The sequence below is a fragment of the Micromonospora pisi genome (assembly GCF_003633685.1).
In the GTDB taxonomy this organism is placed as follows: domain Bacteria; phylum Actinomycetota; class Actinomycetes; order Mycobacteriales; family Micromonosporaceae; genus Micromonospora_G; species Micromonospora_G pisi.
The window spans coordinates 7,172,297-7,193,467 of sequence record NZ_RBKT01000001.1 but is presented as its reverse complement, the minus strand read 5'-3'; the positions used below and the strand labels follow the sequence as shown (position 1 = coordinate 7,193,467).

Sequence of the window (21,171 nt, the reverse complement as noted above, 5' to 3'; positions counted from 1 at the left end):
GCCCCGGCCAGCACCGCGCACACCGCGACACCGCCGTCCGGTCGAGGCAGGTCCACGGGCGGCGGTACGGCACCCGACCCCCGGTCCGGGTGGCGAGCGTCACCTCTTGTTTCGTGGGCGAGCGTCGTAATGTTGCTGACACATCAGCATATCGAAGAGGTAATCGTGTCATCTGCCAATACCCACCGCCTTGAGTTCGGCACGCTCGTCACACCGGTGAGCACGTCGCCCGAGACGCCGGTGGAACTCGCTCGGCACAGCGAGGCGCTCGGATTCGACCTCGTCACCTTCGCCGGGATCTCGGGCCAGCCGGCACACCTGGACACCTGGACGCTGCTCTCCTGGATCGCCGGCCGGACCGAACGGATCCGCCTTGCCGCGAACCTGATCAGCGGACCGCCGCAGTACCCGACGGTGCTCGCCCAATCCGCAGCCAGCCTGGACCTGCTCTCCGGCGGACGGCTGGCACTCGCTCTCAGCGCCGCCAACCAGGCGGTCGTCGTCGCGCCGGCTGGCCCGCGGCTCAACCCGCTCGGCGCGATCGACGCGCTCGGCGAGTCGGTCGACGTCATCCGCGCCGTGCTCGCCGCCGGCGAGCCAGGACCGGTGCACTACGCCGGCCGGCACCTGCGACTCGACGGGGCACCGCGCGGCCCGCTGCCGGCGCACGAGATCCCGATCTGGCTCGGCGGCACCGCCCCTCGACTCCTGCGGCTGGTCGCCGCAAAGGCCGACGGGTGGCTCACCACGCTCGGCCCAGACGGGCCGGACGACCTCCGGAAGGGCAACCGAATCATCGACGAGGCGGCCAGGAAGGCGGGTCGTGACCCGGCGGGGATCCGGCGGCTGGTGACCATCTCCGGTGAGTTCTCCGGCACCCGCCAAGGCTTCCTGCACGGGCCGGCCGCCGGCTGGGTCGAGGACCTGCTACCACTGGTTGTCGCCGACGGCGTCCGCACCATCGTCCTGGCCAGCGACGACGTGGAGGCAATGGCACGGTTCGCCGGGGAGGTGGCGCCGGCGCTGCGGGCGGCGGCCGAGCAGACGCTCCCGGCCCCATCGCGCGGCCCGCGACGCGGCGCGGCGGTTTGCGCCCAGCGGCGTCCGGGCATCGCCTATGACGAGGTGCCGGATTCGCTCGCCGACACGGCCGTGGAGCCCGGTGACCCGGGGTACGCCGGGGTCAGGTCGAACTTTTTCCGTGGCGGGGCGCCCGGCTTGGTCCTGCGACCGCGTACCCCCGCCGAGGTCGCCGAGGCGCTCGCCTACGCCCGGGCGCATCGGGAGGTGCCGCTCGGTATCCGCAGCGGCGGGCACGGCCTGCGCGGCCGGTCCACCAACGACGGCGGGATCGTGATCGACGTCGGCCTGATGAACGAAATCGAGGTGCTGGACAAGGCGACGCGCCGGGTCCGCCTCGGGCCCGGCGCGCGGTGGATGCACGTCGCCGCCGCGCTCGAACCGTACGGCTGGGCGCTCACCTCCGGTGATCATGGCGGGGTGGCCGTCGGCGGCCTCGCCACCGCCGGCGGCGTCGGCTGGCTGGCGCGCAAACACGGACTGACCATCGACCACCTGCGCGCGGTTGAATTGGTCCTCGCCGACGGCACCCCGGTGCGTGCCAGCGAGACCGAACACCCGGACCTCTTCTGGGCGGTACGCGGCGCCGGAGCGGCCTTCGGCGTCGCCACCGCCTTCGAGTTCGAGGTGGACGAAATCGGTGACGTCGGCTGGGCGACCTTCACGCTCGACGCCAGCGACCCGGCCGAGGTCATCACCCGCTGGGGCGCCTTCGTCGAGGCGTCCTCCCGTGACGTGACCAGCGCGCTCGTCCTGGGACCGGGGCAGCCCGTGGCACAGGTGTCCGCGCTGGTCGACTCGGCGGACCCCGACACGATCGTCCGTCACCTGCAGCCGATCGCCGACATCGCACCCGGTTACGACCAGCGGGTCGTCATCACGCCCTATGCCTCGGTGCTGGCCAACGCGAGCGACGGCCCACACCACGGCCACGGCGAACCGGTCATACGGTCCGGCCTCTTCACCCACCTCACGCCCGAGGTCGCCCGGGCTGCCGCCCGCCTGCTAAGCAGCGGTGCCGTCTTCTACTTCCACATCCGTGCGGTCGGCGGGGCGGTCAACGACATCGACGCGGACGCCACCGCTTGGAGCAACCGCACCGCGAACTTCCACCTGGCCGTGCTCGGCCGGAGCCAGAAACGACTGAACGAGGTCTGGGACGCCGTCATGGCCGAGCATCAGGACGGCAACTACCTCAACTTCGAGGTCGACGGGCGTCCAGAACGGCTCGCCGAGGCATACGCGCCCACGACCCTGGCCCGGCTGCGCGGTTTGAAGACGCAGTACGACCCGGACAACCTCTTCGACGACAACGTCACCCTGACCCCTGGCACCACTTTAAGGACGGCGTCATGACCGACTACGGACACGACCTGATGTTCGGCATCTTCACCACACCCACCGTGCAACCAGTCCGGCACGCCGTGGACCTGGCGGTGCTCGCCGATCGTGTCGGGCTGGACCTGGTCACCTTCCAGGACCATCCGTACCAGCCGAGTTTCCACGACACCTGGACGTTGCTGAGCTATGTCGCCGCGCGTACCGACCGGGTTCATCTCAGCGCCAACGTGCTCAACCTGCCGCTGCGGCACCCGGCGGTGGTGGCCCGGAGTGCGGCGAGTCTCGACCTACTCAGTGGTGGCCGGTTCGAACTCGGTATCGGCGCGGGGGCGCTCTGGGACGGGATCGCGGCGATGGGCGGCCGGCGGCTTTCGCCGGGCCAGGCGATCACGGCGCTCGGGGAGGCCGTCCACCTCATCCGCGAACTCTGGGCAGTCGACAAGCCGGGCGGGGTACGCCTTGAGGGCGAACACTACCGGCTCGACGGCGCTGGGCGCGGACCCGCCCCCGCCCACCCCGTCAACGTCTGGCTCGGCGCGTACCAACCCCGGATGCTGCGGCTGACCGCCCGGATCGCTGACGGCTGGCTGCCCAGCCTCTCCTATCTGCCAGGTGGGACAGCCGACCTCGCGGGCATGAACGAGCAGATCGACGCGAGCGCGACGGCGGCTGGCCGGAACCCGGCCGAGGTTCGGCGGATGCTCAACGTCTCCGGGCGGTTCGCACCGAGCGGTCGCGCGCAGTTCGACGGCCCGCCCGTGCAGTGGGCGGAAGAGCTCGCCGGCCTGACCCTGAAGGACGGGGTGAGTGCGTTCATCCTGGCCGCCGACGACCCCGCCACGGTGGAGATCTTCGCTGCGGAGGTCGCTCCGGCTACCCGGGAACTGGTCGCCGCGGAGCGGAACACCGTCCAGCGTTGACGGTCGCACCGCTCGTGGTGGCGGCCACTGACGAACGGGTCGGCAGAATGTTTTGCGCCGGTCCCGAGATGTTACAACCGCTGGCCAGCCGACCCACCGCCCGATTCCGGATAGGGCAGGTCGGCGTAGCCGGCGGCGGCTGCCACCCGTTCGGCGATGGCGGTGAGTTGGGCCATCTCGTCGGGGTCGATCAGGTCGATCAGGACCCTGCGGATGATCTCGACATGTCCGGGCGCCGCGGCGGCGACGGCCTCGTAACCCTGGTCGGTCAGCCGCACCATCGTGCCCCGGGCATCCTCCGGGCAGTCGGACCGGGTGATCAGGCCCCGCTGCTCCATCCGGCGGAGCTGGTGGGCGATCCGGCTGCGGTCCCAGCCAAGCCACCTGGCCAGGTCCCGTACGCGCAGGGTCCGCTCCTCAGCTTCGGAGAGCGGAACGAGCACCTCGTATTCGGGACGGGAGATCCCGGCCGCACCGAACTGCCGGTCGGCGGCGACCTCCACCGCACGCTGCATCCGGAGGTACGCCCGCCAGGTCCGCCGTTCCTGCGGGTTCAGCCAGCGCGGTTCGGTCATACCTGGCAGCCTACCTCGGACTTGTTGACGCATCAGCCTTCCGGGAGAGCCCCGCTGGCGCACCAGCCCCCTGAGTGCTGCCCGGGTGTCAACGGGCATCTCGGTTGGTCGTTCCCGGCTGTGACGGTCTGCCACGGATCGATCTTCAGCCACGGATCGATTTTCGTCAGGGCAACCACAATCAGTCGCATTGAACACCGGAAACTACCGGCCGGGAATCGCGCTCACCGGCTTGTGGATCTTTGTAGCTCATCGCGGCTGCCGGAGGTGGACCTGGTGTGGCGCTGTCCACTGCCGGTCCGGGAGCAGGTTGGCTCAGCGAGCGGGGGGTGGAGAAGCGCTGTGGGGTCGCGGTGCCGTGGATCCGCTTGGCGTGGGCGGCGTAGGCGCGCCGACCGATGATCGGCATGACCAGCCGGATCACCAGCGGAGCCTCGGCGAGAACACCCTTGATCACCTCGGGGTCCCCCTCGTACATCGTCATACCGGTGATCAGCGCGAGGTACTACTTCGGGGTCGCGCGCATTCCGTGCTCGCCCATCGCCTTCCACTCCGCGGCGGTGATGTACTTCTCCGCCAGCGGCAGAAGCTCCCACATGGCGAAGGACCTCTACACCGACGAACCACAGGGCCGCGCCGCCGTGCCGGCAATACACGCCCAGCGCCCGGAACCGCAGTCAACGTGGGGACCCATGGCACAAGGTCGGCCGCTGGCGAAGGCGGCAGGGGTAACCCCATATCCCACTCGGGATCGATGCCCCTCAAGTTCGGGGATCGGGACCGACGGAGCACGGGGCCCCAGAGGCATCGAAAAGGATGGGTTTCGATCCGACGGCCAACACGCAAAAGATCGACGTCCCGCCATCCCGTGTCGCCTCGCGCTTTTCGTGTGCCCGGACTACGCCCGGAATAAAGATCAAGAGCCCGCCCCCTGAAAATCGGGACAGGCTCTGACCTGCACTTTCATTTGTAGCGGGGACAGGATTTGAACCTGCGACCTCTGGGTTATGAGCCCAGCGAGCTACCGAGCTGCTCCACCCCGCGATGCCTGATGAGCTTAGCGCAGTCGCCCGTCCGCACTTTCGTCGGATGGATCCGAACCCGTCACGCCCGACCACGACGCCGAGACGGCTGCCGGCTCGCCCGGTGGGCCCGAATCGTGCACCCGCGTGACGGCGGCGTGGTCAATCGCCCGGAAATAGATACTGGTACGACGGGCGCGATCAACGCGCCGTTGTAGTACCCCGTTCGGACATTGCCACGAGAACCCGCCGATCTGGCGGAATGCCCGGCGATGGACGACCGCCGCGCAGGCCAGGAAGTCCAGAACCGCCGGACCGGGCAGGTCTGGCGGCGTTCCGAGCGGCTGCTCGGCCATCGCCGCCGACACCGGGTCGAGGCGCTGCCCCGGGCCGACTGGCACATGCCTGGCCAGCAAGCGCACGCGGGGATGAGTCCGAAAGAGCCGCGCCGCATGTTCCAACGAGTCGGGCTCCCGGCCCAGTAGGAGTCGTCGTCGGCAAGGCGACGAACGGAGTGCGGGCCAACTCGACGCCGACATCGCGAGCCGCGGCACCGGCGTTGTGGCCGAGCCGGACGACCCGCGCCTCGGGAAGGCATGCCTGGCGGCATCCGCGGTCCAAGCGGTGACAGGCGGAGCGCGACCACTGCCAGTACCAGGCCGCACCAGCCGGCTGCGCTACTCCAGTCTGGCAATGCGGTGATCTCGGCGATGCCGGTGACAGCGAAGCGCAGGGCACTCAGGCCCATGACGGCGGCGGCGACGAGTTTGCCGGTGGCTGCGGCGGTCGGTACGAGCAGTCCGGCCGCACCGGCGAGCAGGACAACGCCGAGGCCGGAGCTGCTGGCCCCGGCCCGCGAGCTGCGCGGTGGCGACCGCGTTGTAGGCGGACTGTGCGGAGTGGACGGTGATGATCCGGTAGTCGTGATAGTCGGTAGGGGCAGTAGTGAGATACCCGGCGCCACCCCATACGGCAGCGACACCGGCAAGTGCCACGGCCGCTCACTGTCGTGCTCGCAACCCGGTCGCGGGCTCGCCGCCGTGGGCGGCGAGCCCGCGACCGCTCGTGGCCCCATGCTGCGGGGGCAGGACCGCTGCCGGCTCGGCTCAGGACCGTCGACCGCGATGCGCGGATGCTGACGTTTCAGGCCCTTCGCCCCGCCAATGCGGTGGGGCGGGTCGGTGTGGTCGCCTCGGTTATCTGTTGAGACATGCGCGGTGGGCCTCAGTTTTGCGAGATGGCGTCGATCAGGTCGCCCACGGGACGGTCGGACATGGCGCGGGCCACGTCGGCGACGGCGACCACACCGACCAACTCGTGACCGTCGATGACCGGCAGGCGCCGTACCTGATAGCTGCCCATGGTGTGGAGGATCTCCTCGGCGTCGTCGTCCGCGCCGATCGTCACGGGCTTGCCCTGGGCGAGTTCGCCCGCCGTCACGCTGGCCGGATCACGGCCTTCCGCGAGCACCTTGATCACGATGTCGCGATCGGTGAGCATTCCCTTGAGTCGATTGTCGCTGCCACAGATCGGCATCGAGCCGATGCCCAACTCGGCCATCCGGCGGGCCGCCGTCAGCATGTCGTCGTCCTCGCCGATGCAGGTGGTACCGGGAGTCATGATGTCTCGTGCGGTAGTCACTGGTCCAACCTCTTCCACTTCGTCGGGGGCTTTCGTAAGCGGTACCCGTCGATGCGGCGTCCAATCCTGCCAACCGCTGATTCTCCGCTTTCGGAATGGTCCGTCCCGTACGCGCCTGCTTCCCCGCCGCCTCCTGCTGCGCGGCCGGCGGGTGCTGGGGCGTGCCGAGGCTGGGACGAGCGAAAACCGACCGGCTGCAGGTGCGGCTGACCGTATCCCGCGACCCGTTGGACGCCGACCGGTTCCGGGACTGGACCCGGGGACCACATCATCGACCGCATCCCCGGAGCGGGCTCGTGAGGGCCACCGACCTGCTCGGCGCGACCGTCTACGGCGTCGACGGCAAACCGATCGGGACGGTACGCGACCTACGGGACCGGCGGCCCCCGGTCACCGGCTCCCGGCTTTCGCTACCGGCCGCACCGCCCGTCGCGCCGCCCCGGGTGGGCGCGTCGCCGGATGCCCAGGCGGAATCCGCCGACGGCGCCACCGCACCCAGGGTCGGCAAGCGGGTACGTCAGGCGACCGACACCGCGAATCTCTCCCATACCCTGTGATTGGTCAGCAGCCGCTCCACCGCGGTGAAGACCTCGGACCAGGAATCACCCGTGACGACACCGGGCGAGCCGGCCCGTCCCGACTGCTCCAGGACCGTGACGCCACCGCCCCACGCGCCGATCGCCTTGGCGTGCCGCCAGCACTCGTCGACCAGGAGCAGCACCCGGGGATCCACTGTGGCCGTGTTCGCCGCTCCCGCCTTGGCGTCGCGTGCGGGGATCGCGTCCGCTGCCGGTGCTGGTGCCGCGGCCAGCAGGAGTACGTCGAACTCGACCGATCGGGCGGTGGCGAAGGTCCGCTGTACGGGAACGCCGGCGACCGTGCCGCCGTGCGGGGCGATCAGTAAGGGCACCATGCCGGCCGCGAACACCGCTCCGCGCAACTGGGCAATGTTGTCGGGGCCGGCGTCGGGGTCGACGACAATCCCGACCGTCCGACCGTCGGAGGGCCACTCCTTGCCCAGCTGCGACAGCGCAGGGCTGGGCGCGACCTCGGCGAGTGGCACGGTCGGCTCCGGGGCGGGAAGACCGAGACCGGTGGCGACCTGCGCACACAACACCGGGTCGATGTTGGCGAGGCACTGGAGTTGACGTTCCTTAATCGCTTGGTGGTAACACTTGGCAAGTTCGAAGGTGTAGGCGCGGATGATGTGCTCTTTCTCGACCGGCGACATGCTCTGCCAGAACAGCCGAACCTGGCTGAAGTGGTCGTCGAACGAGGCCGGGTTCTGGCGTACCTTCGGTGCCTCGGCAACCGTCACGGGTACGTCGACGAACGCGTTGTCCTTGTCGCCCGCCGGGAAGGGATTGCCGCCGTCGAGCGAGTTCGGTCGGTACGGGGCGACACCCGCGTGCACGGCCTGCTGATGGAAGCCGTCTCGCAGCATGTCGTTGACGGGGGCATGCGGACGGTTGATCGGTATCTGCGAGAAGTTGGGGCCGGCCAACCGGGTGATCTGGGTATCGACGTACGAGAAGAGCCGGCCCTGCAACAGCGGGTCGTTGGTGACGTCGATGCCCGGCGGTAGGTGGCCGACGTGGAAGGCGACCTGCTCGGTCTCGGCGAAGAAGTTCGTCGGCGTGCGGTTGAGCGTCAACCTCCCGAGCGGCTGCACCGACGCGAGCTCCTCGGGCACGATTTTCGTCGGGTCGAGCAGGTCGATCCCGGCGAAGGTCTCCTCGGGCGTGTCGGGGAATACCTGGACGCCGAGCTCCCACTCCGGGTACGCGCCGGCCTCGATCGCGTCGTAGAGGTCCCGACGGTGAAAGTCGGGGTCGATGCCACCCAGGAGCTGCGCCTCTTCCCAGGTCAGGGAGTGCACGCCCAGCTTGGGCTTCCAGTGGAACTTCGCCAGCACTGTCTCCCCACCCGCGTTCACGAGCCGGAAGGTGTGCACGCCGAAGCCCTCCATCATCCGATACGAGCGAGGGATGCCACGGTCGGACATGTTCCACATCGTGTGGTGCTGGGCCTCGGTGTGCAGGGAGACGAAGTCCCAGAAGGTGTCATGCGCGCTCTGGGCCTGTGGGATCTCGCGGTCCGGGTGTGGCTTCCCGGCATGGATGATGTCGGGGAATTTGATGGCGTCCTGGATGAAGAAGACCGGGATGTTGTTGCCGACGAGATCGAAGGTGCCCTCGTCGGTGTAGAACTTTGTCGCGAAGCCGCGAGTGTCGCGGACCGTGTCGGCCGATCCGCGTGAGCCGAGGACGGTGGAGAATCGGACGAAGACGTCGGTCTTCCTGCCCTTCGCGAGGAAGCCTGCTTTCGTGATCTCCTCGGCTGTGCCGTAGCTCTCGAACACGCCGTGTGCTCCGGCGCCACGTGCGTGCACCACCCGCTCGGGGATGCGCTCGTGGTCGAAATGCGTGATCTTCTCGCGCAGGTGGTGGTCCTGGAGCAGGACCGGACCGCGCGGTCCGGCCTTCAGCGAGTGGTCGGTGTCGCGCAGCCGCGCTCCCTGCGCGGTCGTCAGAAAGCGGCCCTGCTGCCCGTTCGTGGTTGTCTGCGCGCCGGTCTCCGCGCCGGTCGGCGTACGGGTCTCTGGAGCCCCCTGCTCCGCCTTCGGGGGCAACGGGTCACGCGGGGCCGTCGGTTCCTCGACCGTTGGCGGAACGCTGCCGGGTGCGCCGGGAACGTCCGGGGTCAGGACCTCGGCCACCTTCTCTGCGGCGGCCCCCACGACATCCTTGACCGCCTTGGCCGGCTTGCTGGAATCCATCTGGACGTTCCCTTCTCGATCGGCGACGAGCACGAAACTAGGCGAGCACGTAACTGGGGGCCCTACCCATGACCGGGCATACGAAACACCCCACTTGTCCGGGCTGCGCCTGTACCGGGCCTGAGAGAGTCCGTCCGCCCCGACCGCGTCGACCCGATCAACTTCTAGTTGCTGCGATGTAGCGGTCCCCACTCGTCGGAGTGTTGCTCGCGTATGGCGACGTCCGCCTCCTGGAGAGCCTTCTCGGAGACCCAGGCAATTGGTTGGTGACAGATCACCAGTGGCTCGTTGTCAGGTCCCCGGCCGCACTGTTCGCCAACAAATACCCAGGGAGATGCGCCGGGACGGCGGAGATCACGGAGGTGGCGGTAGTCGTAAAGCCGGCGGGCGACCCACAGTCGGACGGATCGGTTCCCCCACCAGGGCTCCACCCGTAGTGGATTGGCCGAGAGACCCGGGAGCGTAACCCCGGTCAAGGCATCCCGGCTGGATTGCTCTTTCCGCCGACCGGCAGCCAGGTCGGCCATCGGGCCACGGGACCACCGTACATACAGCTCCTGATCCTCGCCCGCTCCGCGTACGCGCGCGGCCAGTTGCTCAAGATCCTCAATGACGTCCATTTCCGCATCATTATGCTCTCGCTCCACCCTCCCGCATTGCCCGAAACGCGGGTCGCTCATTCCTGTCGTCCGCCCCTCCTTCAGCCTTGCGCCCGGCAGCCCCGCAGCGGGCCGGATACGCCCGGCAGGTTGCCCGACCTGGGAGTATCAGATCCCTGTGCCGGACGGCGCCGCTCCGCCGCAACATCTGCCAGACCTGGGCTCATCTTTCAGTTGATAACCGTAAACAATGAATCCCAGCAGCACGGGCAGACCTTCACGTGGAGCGAGTTTCCACCACAGTTCTTCTCATCGACTTTCGAGAACTGGCAATCCGAGTTCCTGCAACTCATCTGGCAGGCCGCCGACCTGGCCATCTTCTACTACTGGGGTTCGTCGCAGTCCCGTGAGTCGGACGAACGGATCGAGGCGAAACTGGACGCCCTGCTACGGGAACGGAATTTGGATCCCAACAGCCCTGACCGAGACAAGTGAGGCTCCTCGGATTCCACACCTAGATCAACTACAAGCACGACCTCTGAACCGGAGCAATGCCGGGCGGCCGGCCGCTCCGTTGTCGTCGCGCAGAGTGCCGTCCGGGCCGACCACCACGAGCCGGACCAACGGCGGCCATTCGTGGGTCGCGGAGAGCCGCAACTGGTGTGCGCAGAAGGGTGCGATTCGTGGCTTGGTGCAGCAGGGAGGGCCGGCCCTTACGGACCGACCCTCCCCCCTTGGCGTCAGTTGTCAGTAGGTGCCGAGGTCCTGCCACGGGCCGTTGGGATCGCCCGGCTGCTGGTTCCGGGTCCACCACCTGGCCTTCCAGGTGTGGCCGTTGTACGCGACCGTCTCGCCGCCGGTGTAGACCCAGGACGCGGTCCAGGCCCGGACGTCGGCCCCGGCCGCCGGGACGAGGACGCCCTGCTCCTTCCACGAGCCGGTCGCACTGCTACCTGGCTTCTCGTTCTGCGTCCACCACTGGGCGATGTAGATCGCCCCGTTGTAGGACACCTGGTCGCCGGTGTTGTAGGCCTTTTTCGAGTCCCAGGCCGGAACCGCCGGCTTCGGCTCGACCAGTGTGAAGGTCAGGGTCGTGACGTTGCCCGCCACGTCGTACACCTTCAGCTCGTTCGCCCCGAGTACCGCCCCGAACACGCCGGGCTTCACCCCGTTGAGATCGGAGTAGGTGTCATCGGTCAGGTCCTTCTCCACCCCGTTCAGGGTGAGCTTGGCGACCTTGCCGGCATCGAACAGCTTGAAGGAAACGCTGCTGTAGACCCCGTCCTTACCCTCCGACTCCGGCTTCACCGAGATCGTCGGAGCGGTCTTGTCGGGCCCGGCCGGAACAGCGATGTCGGTCCTCATCGCGGGCAGCTCAGCCTCGTCGCCCAGGTAGAAGCTGGCGAAACCGAACTGGTCGTAACCGGTGTTCTTGTTCGCGACTCCCATGCGGTACATCGGGTCGTGCATCAGCGTACGGATGCCGTACTCGGTCGGCGACAGGGTCGTAACGATGGCCAGACGGTTGCCGGAGGCACGGAGCACGAGCTCCTCGCGCCAGTCGCCCATCAGGTCGGCCTTGAGCGTGGGAGTGCTCTTGTTGCCGGTCGACGTGAGGCCGGTCGCGAGGTATGAGGAGGTCGCGAAGGTCAGGTCGTCGACCGTACTGATGGTCGCGTTGCTGGCGGCCATAGCCGTCAGGCCACCGCCGAACCAGATGGCGTACTGGCCGCTGCTCAGGTTGTTGCTGCCGTTCAGAAGCTCGCCGGTGACCATGCTCCGGGCACCGTTCTGCGACTGTCCCTGCGCGCCCGGCCAGCGGTTGGAGAAGTTGCCCGCCACCGCGCCCTCGGCGTCCGTACCCGCGTACACGCCGAAGACCATCGAGTTCTCGTGGACGATCTCGCCCTGGTCGTTGCGGCGCTGACCCTTCATCGGGTCGTGGGCCTCCGGGCCAGGGATCCAGCCCAACTGCCTGCCGGTACGGATGTCGTCCAGCAGGTTCTCCTCGCTGCCGGACCACATGCGGATGCTGTTGTCCTTGTCGACCGGAAGCAGCGCGCTGCGGTCGCCGTGGCGCAGCGGCGCCCACCTGTTCAGCGGGTTGTTCCGGACCGCGTCGGTGGCGAACTCGAAGCTGCCGGCAACCGGAGGGACGCTGTTCTGCCCCTCGATCGTGGGCATGGTGTCGCCGTTGACCACCTCGGGCAGGATCTTGGTACCGTCGGCACTCAGATCGAGGACCATGGCTTTCATCACGATCTCGTCCCGGCCGTCACCGTCGAGGTCGCCGGATTGGGTCTGATGGTTGCCGCGGTTCTGGTAGTCGTACGCGGTGCCGCCCAGGGACCAGTACTGCGGGTCGGCCGAGTCGAAGCTGGCCTGGAGGTTGACCTTGCCGTTCACGATGTTGAAAGCGGCGAAAGTCGTCCTCGCGTAGTAGCCCCGCTGGGACACCGCGTAGTTGTTCTTGCCGTCCAGGGCTGCCACGACGCCGACGTAGCGGTTGGCGCGGTTGCCCTGCGCGTCGCCCCACGAGGCTGCCTTCCACGGATGCTCGAGCCAATAGGCCTCCGAGGGGGCCATCATCTGCGACTTGTAGTCGGCGGGGCCGCTGCCGGCACCTGGGCCGGGGTACGCCAGATAGGAGAAGTTGCCCCGCTGGGTGGCGGGCGTCATGGCCCAGTTGTCGCCGTCGACGCTGCCCTTGTACGGGAACGGGTACCTGGCGCTGTCCACGAGCACGCCCTTGCCGGCGTCGGCGTCCCACTTGAAGGCCGAGAAGAACTCCTGGTCATCCTTTGCCGGGCCGATCGGGCCGACGTGGTACGTCTTGATCCACCGCTTGACCGCCGGATCGTTGACTCCGTCGTTGCCGCCTCCCGCCACGGGGCTGCGGTAGCTGATGGCGAAGCTGTTCAGGAGCGACCAGTAGGTGTCGAGAGCACCGGTGTTGCCGGTAGCGAAGTATTCCTCGAACTTGTCCGTGGTCGTGTTCAGGCCGTCCTCGCCGCCCACAACGGTGTTGAGGGTGTCCGGATACACGACGGACTGCGACGCCTCGTCCCAGTTGCCGATGCGGGTACCCAGGCCGGTCTTGAGCATCAGCTCGGACCTGCCGTCACGGTCGAAGTCTTCGGCGAACAGGGTGGTCTCGTGGTCGTTGCCCGCCCGCACGTTGTAGCCCATGTCGACACGGAACAGCAGGGTGCCGTCCACCTTGTACACGTCGATGTACTCGGGGGCGGTGGTGGTGTTACTGCCGCCGAAAATCGGCTCGGAGTACATGGGATCCTGCTGGGTGCTGCGCCACTTGACGACGATCTCGTACTCACCGTCGCCGTCAAAATCACCCACCGTCATGTCATGCGTGGAGTAGGCGCTGCTTTGCGACGTGTATATCGCGCCGGTCCCGGTCTTCGCGTACGGAAGCGATGTGCCGGCATCCAGGTTCTTTACATACTTGATGAACTCGGCTTCCAGCTCCTTGTACAGCGCTTCCGTGATCTTGCCGTTCACGAGGGAGTTGATCAGCGGCCGAGCGGTGGCGTAGGTGGCGACGCCGAGAGCGTTGGGGGTCATGTTGCGCTCGTTGAGCGTGGCGACCCAACGGTCGAGCTGCTCCTGCGTCACGGTTGCCTGATCGTCATACGCCACACGGAAGCCTCGCAGCAGATCCATGTCGACGACGTACCAGTTCTGGTTCCCGGTACCCGGGACGACCATGTTGGCCGCGTTCAGGTTGGTGCCCGGGCCGAAGCGCTGGTTGCGGTAGGTGAAGTGCGCGAGCGGTACGGGAGCCGGCGCGGGCTTGAGCGGGATGTAACTCGCCGCGCCCCTGTTGGCTTGGCCTGCCTGGCCGGCCAGGGCAGACAGCATGGGCACGCTCATGCCCTGCCGCTCGCCCTCGACGCCGCCGACGACCGGAGCGACCTCGTAGATGGAGGTCAGAGCGCCGTCCGGGTCGGTGTAGTTGGACGGGGTGACGTCTTCTTTCACGATGCCGGGGTTCGTGGCGTAGTTGCTCTCGGGCTGAACGTCCCTGGGCGCGATCGTGGTGATCTTCGCGAAGTCCGCGTCACCATCCTTGCGGTAGACGTTCCAGGAGATGCCGTCAGGTTCGTTGCCCAGGAAACGCCAGCTCAGGAATATTCCGTTCGAGGTCTGGGCGGCGACCAAGCCACGGGTCAGATGCTCCATCTGCCGCAGACTGGACGCGGGGGCAGCGCTCGCAGCCGGAGAGCTGAAGCCGAACGGGGACAGGCTCGCGGCCAGCATCAGGGACAGGGGCAAGGGAACGAGTTTACGCAGTGGTTTTCGCACTTTTGTTCTCCATCTCGCATCGCCCTCCGTTGGGCAAGCGCTTTCCTGCATCCTGCCGCCTCCCGCTCCGTCCCGCAAGATCGAACGTTGACTTCGCGATCCGCAGCTCGCCTCCGTCGCCGAGCAGGCCAACGCGTCCTCGACAAGCCGCGTGTTGGTACTCCGGGGGGAAAGCCGCCGAGGCGATCGCACCTGGCCCTAGCGATTCAGCCCGCTCGCGGCCCGGCACCTACTGGTTGCTGATAGCGACGTTGCCGAAGGCGGCGGCCGCGTTGAAGACGCGAACGCCCGATCTGCCGGACGTGTAGGTGGCGTCGGTGACCGAGATCCTGGGAGAGGTCAGGTCACCGACGTACACCTTGATCGACGAGCCGCTGGCCACCACGCGCAGGTGGTACCGCTGGCCGGCGACGACCGGCAGCGGCGCCGAGCCGAGCAAGGTCCAGCTGTTGTTTGCCCGACCGAGAATCACCCGCCCGGCCGGCGTGATCCCGGCGTAGTAGCCACGGTAGGCGTCGGTTCCGGTACCCACGTTGGAGGCCCGGAACACCAGCCCGGCGTCCCCGATACCCGACGTGACCGTGACGTCGAGGTCGTAGGTCGCGTTGACGTGGTTGTCGTCGAGCAGTGACTTGCCGCCGTAGGAGGCGGTCGTCCGGTACTGGCCGCCGTTGACCGACCAGACCCCGCCGTACGTCTTCCAGCCGAGCGAGTTGCCGTCGGCGAAGTTGTCCTCCACGAGCATCTTCACCCGCTGGATCGTGCCGTCGGCGTTGAAGTTCATCCGGTCGTACGCGACCTGCCGCGCGTTGCCGCCGGTCTCCGACAACGGCCGGCGATGGTAGAAGATGTACCAGGTGTCGGTGCCCGGGATGTTCAGCACCGAATTGTGCCCGGCGCCGCGCGCCACCGCGGGGTCCTGCGCCAGGACCTTGTCGAGACGAGTGAAGGGGCCGGTGGGTGAGTCGGCCATGGCGTACGCCACCGAGTAGTCGGGCCCGGTCCAGCCGCCCTCCGACCACATCAGGTAGTACTTGCCGTTGCGCTTGAACATCTGCGAGCCCTCGACGTACCCGCTCGGAGTGATCTCCTTGTACGTCGTACCGTCGGCGAACGTGCCCAGGCTTGTCATGTCGGCGTTCAGCTTGGCGACGTTGGCGTGCCCCCAGCCGCCGTAGTAGATGTACGCCTGCCCGTCGTCGTCGATGAAGACGTCCTGGTCGATCGGCTGGGCTCCATTGACGAACTGCGCGATCAACGGCCGCCCGATCGCGTCGGTGTAGGGCCCCTCCGGCTGGTTGGCCACCGCCACCCCGATACCGCCGAGCTCGCTGTTGCTCTGGATGTCGTTGGCCGCGAAGTACAGGTAGTACCTGCCGTTGCGTGCGATCGGGGCGGGCGCCCAGACGGCGTACCGCGCCCAGCTCACGTTCGCGGCGCTGAGGACGTTCGGGTGCTTGGTCCAGGTGATCAGGTCGGTCGAGGAGAAGGCGTCGAGATAGGTCTGTTCCGCGTACGTGCGGGAAGCGGTCGGGAACACGTAGAAGCGGTTGTTGTAGATCGCCACGTCGGGGTCGGCGTACCACCCGGCCACGATCGGGTTGCCCGCCTCGGCGGTGCTGTACTCCGGCAGCGCGACCGACGCCGGAGCGGCCGCCGCGGTGGCGGCGAGCACTCCCGCGACGGCAACGACCTTACCGAGGATGCCTCCAAGTATTGACATTCAGCAATATTTGCCTGTGTTACTTCATGTCGTCAAGCGTCAGGTCGCGCTACAAACACCCATAAGACGCCGTCCGCTGATGACCTCGGCACCGACGACGTCCGGCACGCCCGTCAGGGTCATCAACTGCGGTCTTCCAAACATCCGGTGCCGGCCACCAGGGACAGCGCACAGGTTGATCAATCAAATCAGTTCAGCTGCCCTGCCAGCTGGCTACGGCACGCATAACACCGGGGGCCACGGGTACGCGGCGCTGGCGCGATGTGGAGGCAGGACGGGACAGTGGTGTACGGGTGCCCTCACCGGAGGAACCCGAAGGCCGGATAGATACACCAGCAAGGGTGAGGTGGGTGACCTGCGGCGGGCCGAGTCTCCGTCCTGACATCGAGGTTGTCGAGGTTATGCGCTTACTCAGCAGGATCAAGAACAGTCCCAGCACCAGCACCACGGCATCGCTGCCAACCTCCGATTCTGCGGCAACCAATCCAACTCCCGGCCAACTCGTCCTGCGCCTGATGACGGAAGAAGACCTTCCAGCCACGTCCCGTGCCCACGTTTCTCTGCTTCCGTTTGGGATGTTCCCGTCACTCGGTGCCCGCTTTGTCCGTCGCTGGCAGCGCACATTCCTCGACTCGAGACACGGCGTCGGCTACGTCGTTATTGACCCGGCGGTTGCCCCGGGTGCGGTTGTCGGATTCCTGTTGGGCACCAGCGACCAGACCGCCCACGCCACCGCACTGACGGCGGACCGGCGCACGATGGCATCCCTCGCAGGCACCGGGTGCGCTGCGCTGTGTGTCCGGCCCCGCGTTGCGGCCCGCTTACTGCGATCGCGGTTCCGTCCGTGGACACGCCGATTGCTCCATCGGCCGGTGGAGCCAGCAGCGGCCAGGTCGTTCACCTCTCCGCAGGTGGCCGTCATAACCGCGCTGGCGGTGCATCCGGGTTGGCGCAAGAACGGAATCGGTGAGCGGCTGGTAGCTCATTTCCTTGAACATGTCCGGACTGCCGGCGCGAGGTGGGCCGAGTTGCAGACCTCGGTCGGGCCTTTAGGAGCAGCCGGTTTCTACGAACGGCTGGGGTGGAGAGCCAGATCCCAACGACTTACTCCCGACGGCGACGTTCTGCGCACCTATTACTGCATCCCTCAGAGCAGTTGAAGCCGCCGTCAGGGTGGGATCGGTGTCGCCTCGCCGTGTTTCGCCCACTCCTGCCCCGCATCGCCGCTCAACTCATGGCGCAACCGACGGCCGCCTTCGCGGCCCTCCAACTGGCTTGGAGGGTGTGTCCTCTGCGGCTGTATCGACCCCTCCATGGCGCTCGTCCCACCCGACATTCGCCCGGTGGTCGAGTGCCGCCCGCGAGCAGTGCCACCGTCGGCGTCCAGATCAGACAAGGACCGAACCCTCAATAGGCGAATCAGGATTGGGTGAGGCCACAAGCGGCCCCGAACCGCAAGGCATTGAGATCCCTGTCTCCGCCGACAGAATTCCTGGCCAACGAGAAGAAACCAACTCTATGCTTGCCACCGGAATACCTGCGGCTCGTCGGGGCCGAGGGAAAGCGCCAATACAAGGATTTGCGAATGCGCCGGAATTCTGCTCTGGACAACGGCACTGCTGGCGTCAGCGAAATAACACCAGACGGTGAACCGCCAACCTCTGCCGCAGAGGGCGTCGCGCGGCGATCCGCGGTTGCCGAGGAACAAGAGTTTCTCGACTTGGCCACGGCCCGGCGCGACAGGCTTGCCGACCACCTACAGGCCGAGCTTTCGTCAGACGCCCTGGACGCGTTGGAACGGGCGCGGCGGCGCATGCTCCGCCAGCAGTACGAGGAGCTACGGCGAGCACGGGAAGGGCTGGTCTTCGGCCGCCTCGACGGCCTTGATGGCACCGTGCGACACATAGGCCGTGTCGGTCTCCGCAACGACGGCGAGGACAGTGAACCGCTGCTGGTGGACTGGCGCGCTCCCGCAGCTCGGCCGTTTTACACCGCGACGGCTGTCGACCCACAAGGTCAGGCGCGGCGCCGTCACATACGCACGACGGGATCGGCCGTCGTCGGCGTGGACGACGAGCCACTGGACGGGACCATAACGGCCGAACTCGTCGGTGAAGGCGCTCTACTGGCCGCCCTGGACCAGCGGCGTACCGGCCGCATGTCGACGGCGATCTCCACGCTGCAACGCGAACAGGACGACATCATCCGGGCCGAGGCGACCGGCCCGCTGATCGTTCAGGGCGGTCCCGGCACCGGCAAGACCGTGGTTGCCCTGCACCGCGTCGCCTACCTGCTGTTCGCCCACCCAAAGATGGCCGACCAAGCGGTCCTGGTCCTCGGTCCCTCGCCGCGGTTCCTCCAGTACATCGCCCAGGTGCTGCCCGCGCTCGGTGAGACCGCCGTCGTCTCGGCGACCTGCGACACTCTGCTGGCCGGGATCCGCGTGGCCCGCGACGAGAGCCGACTTCTCGCCGAAATCAAGGGCCGCGCCCTCTGGCAACCCGCGCTCGAAAACTACGTCACGTCGCTGCTCCCCCGGCCCCGTGAGCTGAAGTTGCGCTGGGAGGGCGAGTTCTACGTCATCACAGCCGCATCAGTGGCACAGGCGCTCGCCTCGGCGGTGCAGGGACGCCCGTACCACCGCGCCCGCACGGCGTTCGCCGAGCAGCTGCACCACATCCTTGCCGAAGCCGTCGTCGAGCAGCGCGAGGCGCTGATGAATGAGATGGAGGAGGGCTTTGAGGACATCCTCGCCCGCGTCGACAGGGGGATGCATCATGACCTCCCTTTCGGCAGGAGGTCCACCGGCAGTGACATCGACGGATTGCTCTCCGAGGAAGAGATAGAGCATCTTCGTTATCGTATCGCCGAAAACGCCACCATCGCCCGGTTCATCGAGGCATGGTGGCCCACCCTCGACGCCGAACCCCTACTGTGTGATCTCCTGACCGACCGCACCATGCTCGCCCGGTTCGCCCCGCAGCTGTCCACAGAGGAGATCACCGCCGTTTCGGCCGAGCCCGCACTGTGGGCATCGAGCGACATCCCGCTGCTCGACGCCCTCGCCGACCTGCTAGGCGAGGTCGAAGCCCCGCAACCACAGGGCGAGTTCGTCGCCGACCACGCTCGCCGGCAGCGCGGCTGGGTGTACGGCCACGTCGTCATCGACGAGGCGCAAGAGCTGTCCGCGATGCAGTGGCAAATGGTCCTACGGCGCTGTCCCAGTCGCTCCATCACCGCGGTCGGCGACATCGACCAGGCGGAGGCAGCACACCGGCACACCACTTGGGCACAAGCGGTGCAGGCTGTTTTCAGAGACCGCTGGACCGCTGCGGAACTGACCATCTGCTACCGGACCCCGCGTGAGGTTATGGACCTCACCGAACCCGTCTTGAAAAGAGCTGGCAGCCACAACACGCCGCCACGGGCGGTACGCTCCTCCGGCATCGCCCCCTGGGTGCTCACGGTCACGCCCGCCGAGCTTGCCGGCGCCGCCGCCCAAGCCGTGCGACAACTACAGCAACGTTGGCATGGCGGTACGGTTGGCGTCATCGCTCCCGCCGACCGCATCGCCGAACTCCTAGCCGTGCTGAGCGATGTGTCGGTGCTCACCGCGCCCCAGTCCAAGGGACTGGAATGGGACGCGACGCTACTCATTGACCCCCAGGGCATCGCCGCCGAACCACGCGGCTGGAACGGCCTCTACGTCGCGCTCACCCGATGCACCCAGGAACTCGGACAGCTGGTGCTCACGTAGCAATCGCCACACCCAAGGATCGCCAAGGTCACTGGAGGGCCTCGCCGCCTTCGGGTCGATGTGGTTGGAAGGGTGGCTGTTCGGGGCCGCGGGTGGCGCCGCCTTGACGGTTGTGCGACTGACCGACGGGCCCCATCGACGACGCCGAACCGTTCGGGCGGAGCATGGCGACGGCGATCTACGACCCGCGCGACGGCTGCGACGACACCTACCAGACCGTCCACTTCGAGATCGCGCTGCCCGGCCGCCCTCAGTAGCCAACATCCCCCGCCAGCAGACCGTTGACTCGCGCCGGGAGGGGCCCGAGCCGCAGCGAATCTCGCCGTATCGGGATCAAGCCGAGTCTGCTTCCTGGCGTCCAGCCCGATGGCTGTTGACCCGTTCGACCGCCGAGCGAGGGCTGTACCGATAACCCCGCCAAAGCTCCTCCTCGTGAAGAACCGGCCGTCGCCGCGGAGCAGTACCGGCATCTGTTCGGGGTCCATACTGGGTGACGCGGGGCAGCAAGTGACATCGCCTCCCGCGTACCTTTTGATAGCGGCTGAATCAGCCGCCTCGGTCTGACGCTAGGGACATATCTGTGGTATCCCGCACCGATGAAGTGGTGAACGGCATAAAACGCATGATTCTTGAGGGGTCGCTCCGACCTGGCGACCGGCTGCCCGTCGAGAAGGATCTCGCCGAGATGCTGAACGTGTCCCGTGGTCCGTTGCGCGAGGGGATGTCCGCCCTGTCGATCCTCGGCATCGTCAACATCCGCCAGGGCGACGGGACCTACATCACCGACCTCGACGCCACCCAACTCCTCGAGCCGATGGGGTTCGTCGTCGACCTGCAGGGACAGGGCGACGCACGACACATCCACACCGTCCGACGCCTGCTCGAATGCGAGGCGGCGCGACTGGCCGCGACCAGAATCACCAACGACGCACTCCACCAAACCAGGCAACTGCTCGACGAAGCCGCACGGATCGTCGGTCAGACAGCCCAGGACCACACACGCATCATCGAAATCGACATCGCCTTCCACCGCACCATCGCCACCCACACCGACAACCCCGTCCTCATCGGCCTGATCGAGGCATTCGCCGGACGCACCGTACGAGAACGACTGTGGCGAAGCCTCCACGAGGACGGCGCCGACCGACGCACCCACGAAGAACACGTAGCGATCTGGCAGGCACTCGCCGCACACGATCCCGAACGGGCCCGCATCCGGATGGCCAACCACCTGGCCGGCGTCGAGGAGTCCCTACAGGGTCTCCCCGACCACGGTGATGTCCTGCCCGAAGCCTCCAGAACGGCGATTCCCTGACTGGTCGTCCGGCTGGCCGAGCGGGACCCGATCGTGTCTGGCGGCGGGCACCCGGTGCCCGCCGCCACGGCTAATACCGCCACTCCTGGGCGTCCG

15 protein-coding genes and 1 tRNA gene are annotated in these 21,171 nt (G+C 67.4%); 7 read left to right on the top strand and 9 right to left on the bottom strand.

Annotated features, from left to right (window positions below; translation table 11 throughout):
• Nucleotides 1-165 precede the first annotated feature (165 nt).
• Both BDK92_RS31120 and BDK92_RS31115 read left to right on the top strand, forming a co-directional pair.
• Nucleotides 166-2,436 carry an LLM class flavin-dependent oxidoreductase gene (locus BDK92_RS31120; protein ID WP_246017343.1) on the top strand — a complete coding sequence of 757 codons (2,271 nt, stop codon included), beginning with the start codon at nucleotides 166-168 and terminating at the stop codon, nucleotides 2,434-2,436.
• Nucleotides 2,433-3,341 (top strand): LLM class flavin-dependent oxidoreductase, encoded by a 909-nt coding sequence (locus BDK92_RS31115; RefSeq protein WP_121159949.1) that lies wholly within the window; start codon nucleotides 2,433-2,435, stop codon nucleotides 3,339-3,341. The genes BDK92_RS31120 and BDK92_RS31115 overlap by 4 nt, the downstream gene beginning before the upstream one ends.
• 71 nt (nucleotides 3,342-3,412) lie before the next feature.
• Here the strand turns inward: BDK92_RS31115 and BDK92_RS31110 are convergent, their stop codons facing one another.
• The 5 genes from BDK92_RS31110 to BDK92_RS31090 all read right to left on the bottom strand — a co-directional run bounded on the left by BDK92_RS31110 (nucleotide 3,413) and on the right by BDK92_RS31090 (nucleotide 6,579).
• On the bottom strand, nucleotides 3,413-3,916 hold the full coding sequence (locus BDK92_RS31110; protein ID WP_121159948.1) for a MarR family winged helix-turn-helix transcriptional regulator: 504 nt from the start codon (nucleotides 3,914-3,916) through the stop codon (nucleotides 3,413-3,415).
• 181 nt (nucleotides 3,917-4,097) lie between these two features.
• Nucleotides 4,098-4,400 carry a hypothetical protein gene (locus tag BDK92_RS31105; RefSeq protein WP_121159947.1) on the bottom strand — a complete coding sequence of 101 codons (303 nt, stop codon included), beginning with the start codon at nucleotides 4,398-4,400 and terminating at the stop codon, nucleotides 4,098-4,100.
• A gap of 486 nt (nucleotides 4,401-4,886) precedes the next feature.
• Nucleotides 4,887-4,960: transfer RNA gene (locus BDK92_RS31100), tRNA-Met, on the bottom strand.
• Between the two features lie 13 nt (nucleotides 4,961-4,973).
• Nucleotides 4,974-5,360, bottom strand: coding sequence for a hypothetical protein (locus BDK92_RS38635; protein ID WP_147457178.1), 387 nt, complete (start codon nucleotides 5,358-5,360; stop codon nucleotides 4,974-4,976).
• A gap of 802 nt (nucleotides 5,361-6,162) precedes the next feature.
• On the bottom strand, nucleotides 6,163-6,579 hold the full coding sequence (locus BDK92_RS31090) for a CBS domain-containing protein (protein WP_211349427.1): 417 nt from the start codon (nucleotides 6,577-6,579) through the stop codon (nucleotides 6,163-6,165).
• A gap of 296 nt (nucleotides 6,580-6,875) precedes the next feature.
• Here BDK92_RS31090 and BDK92_RS31085 point away from each other — a divergent pair, with 296 nt between their 5' ends.
• Entirely contained in the window at nucleotides 6,876-7,136 is a 261-nt protein-coding gene (locus BDK92_RS31085) for a PRC-barrel domain-containing protein (protein ID WP_147457177.1), read from the top strand.
• Here BDK92_RS31085 and BDK92_RS31080 read toward each other — a convergent pair.
• Together BDK92_RS31080 and BDK92_RS41325 are read right to left on the bottom strand one after the other, a co-directional pair.
• Nucleotides 7,097-9,358, bottom strand: coding sequence for a catalase (locus tag BDK92_RS31080; RefSeq protein WP_121159943.1), 2,262 nt, complete (start codon nucleotides 9,356-9,358; stop codon nucleotides 7,097-7,099). The genes BDK92_RS31085 and BDK92_RS31080 overlap by 40 nt on opposite strands.
• 164 nt (nucleotides 9,359-9,522) lie before the next feature.
• Nucleotides 9,523-9,978: a DUF6098 family protein gene (locus BDK92_RS41325; RefSeq protein ID WP_425462277.1), complete on the bottom strand. Its 456-nt coding sequence runs from the start codon at nucleotides 9,976-9,978 to the stop codon at nucleotides 9,523-9,525.
• 213 nt (nucleotides 9,979-10,191) lie between these two features.
• Here BDK92_RS41325 and BDK92_RS31070 point away from each other — a divergent pair, with 213 nt between their 5' ends.
• Nucleotides 10,192-10,452, top strand: a complete 261-nt coding sequence (locus BDK92_RS31070; RefSeq protein WP_121159941.1) for a DUF6766 family protein — start codon at nucleotides 10,192-10,194, stop codon at nucleotides 10,450-10,452.
• A 252-nt stretch (nucleotides 10,453-10,704) separates the two neighbouring features.
• Here the strand turns inward: BDK92_RS31070 and BDK92_RS40905 are convergent, their stop codons facing one another.
• A complete protein-coding gene (locus BDK92_RS40905) occupies nucleotides 10,705-14,250 on the bottom strand; it encodes a rhamnogalacturonan lyase family protein (RefSeq protein WP_211349426.1) in 3,546 nt (1,181 codons plus the stop codon).
• Nucleotides 14,251-14,509: 259 nt separating this feature from the next.
• Nucleotides 14,510-16,003 carry a family 43 glycosylhydrolase gene (locus tag BDK92_RS31060; protein WP_121159940.1) on the bottom strand — a complete coding sequence of 498 codons (1,494 nt, stop codon included), beginning with the start codon at nucleotides 16,001-16,003 and terminating at the stop codon, nucleotides 14,510-14,512.
• A gap of 401 nt (nucleotides 16,004-16,404) precedes the next feature.
• On the opposite strand from BDK92_RS31060, the gene BDK92_RS41320 reads away from it, so the two are divergent.
• From BDK92_RS41320 to BDK92_RS31045, 3 genes are all read left to right on the top strand, one after another.
• Nucleotides 16,405-17,163 (top strand): GNAT family N-acetyltransferase, encoded by a 759-nt coding sequence (locus BDK92_RS41320; protein ID WP_211349425.1) that lies wholly within the window; start codon nucleotides 16,405-16,407, stop codon nucleotides 17,161-17,163.
• A gap of 362 nt (nucleotides 17,164-17,525) precedes the next feature.
• Entirely contained in the window at nucleotides 17,526-19,760 is a 2,235-nt protein-coding gene (locus tag BDK92_RS31050) for a HelD family protein (protein WP_246017342.1), read from the top strand.
• A gap of 580 nt (nucleotides 19,761-20,340) precedes the next feature.
• Complete coding sequence (locus tag BDK92_RS31045) at nucleotides 20,341-21,075, top strand: FadR/GntR family transcriptional regulator (protein WP_246017341.1); 735 nt, start codon at nucleotides 20,341-20,343, stop codon at nucleotides 21,073-21,075.
• Nucleotides 21,076-21,171: the final 96 nt, after the last annotated feature.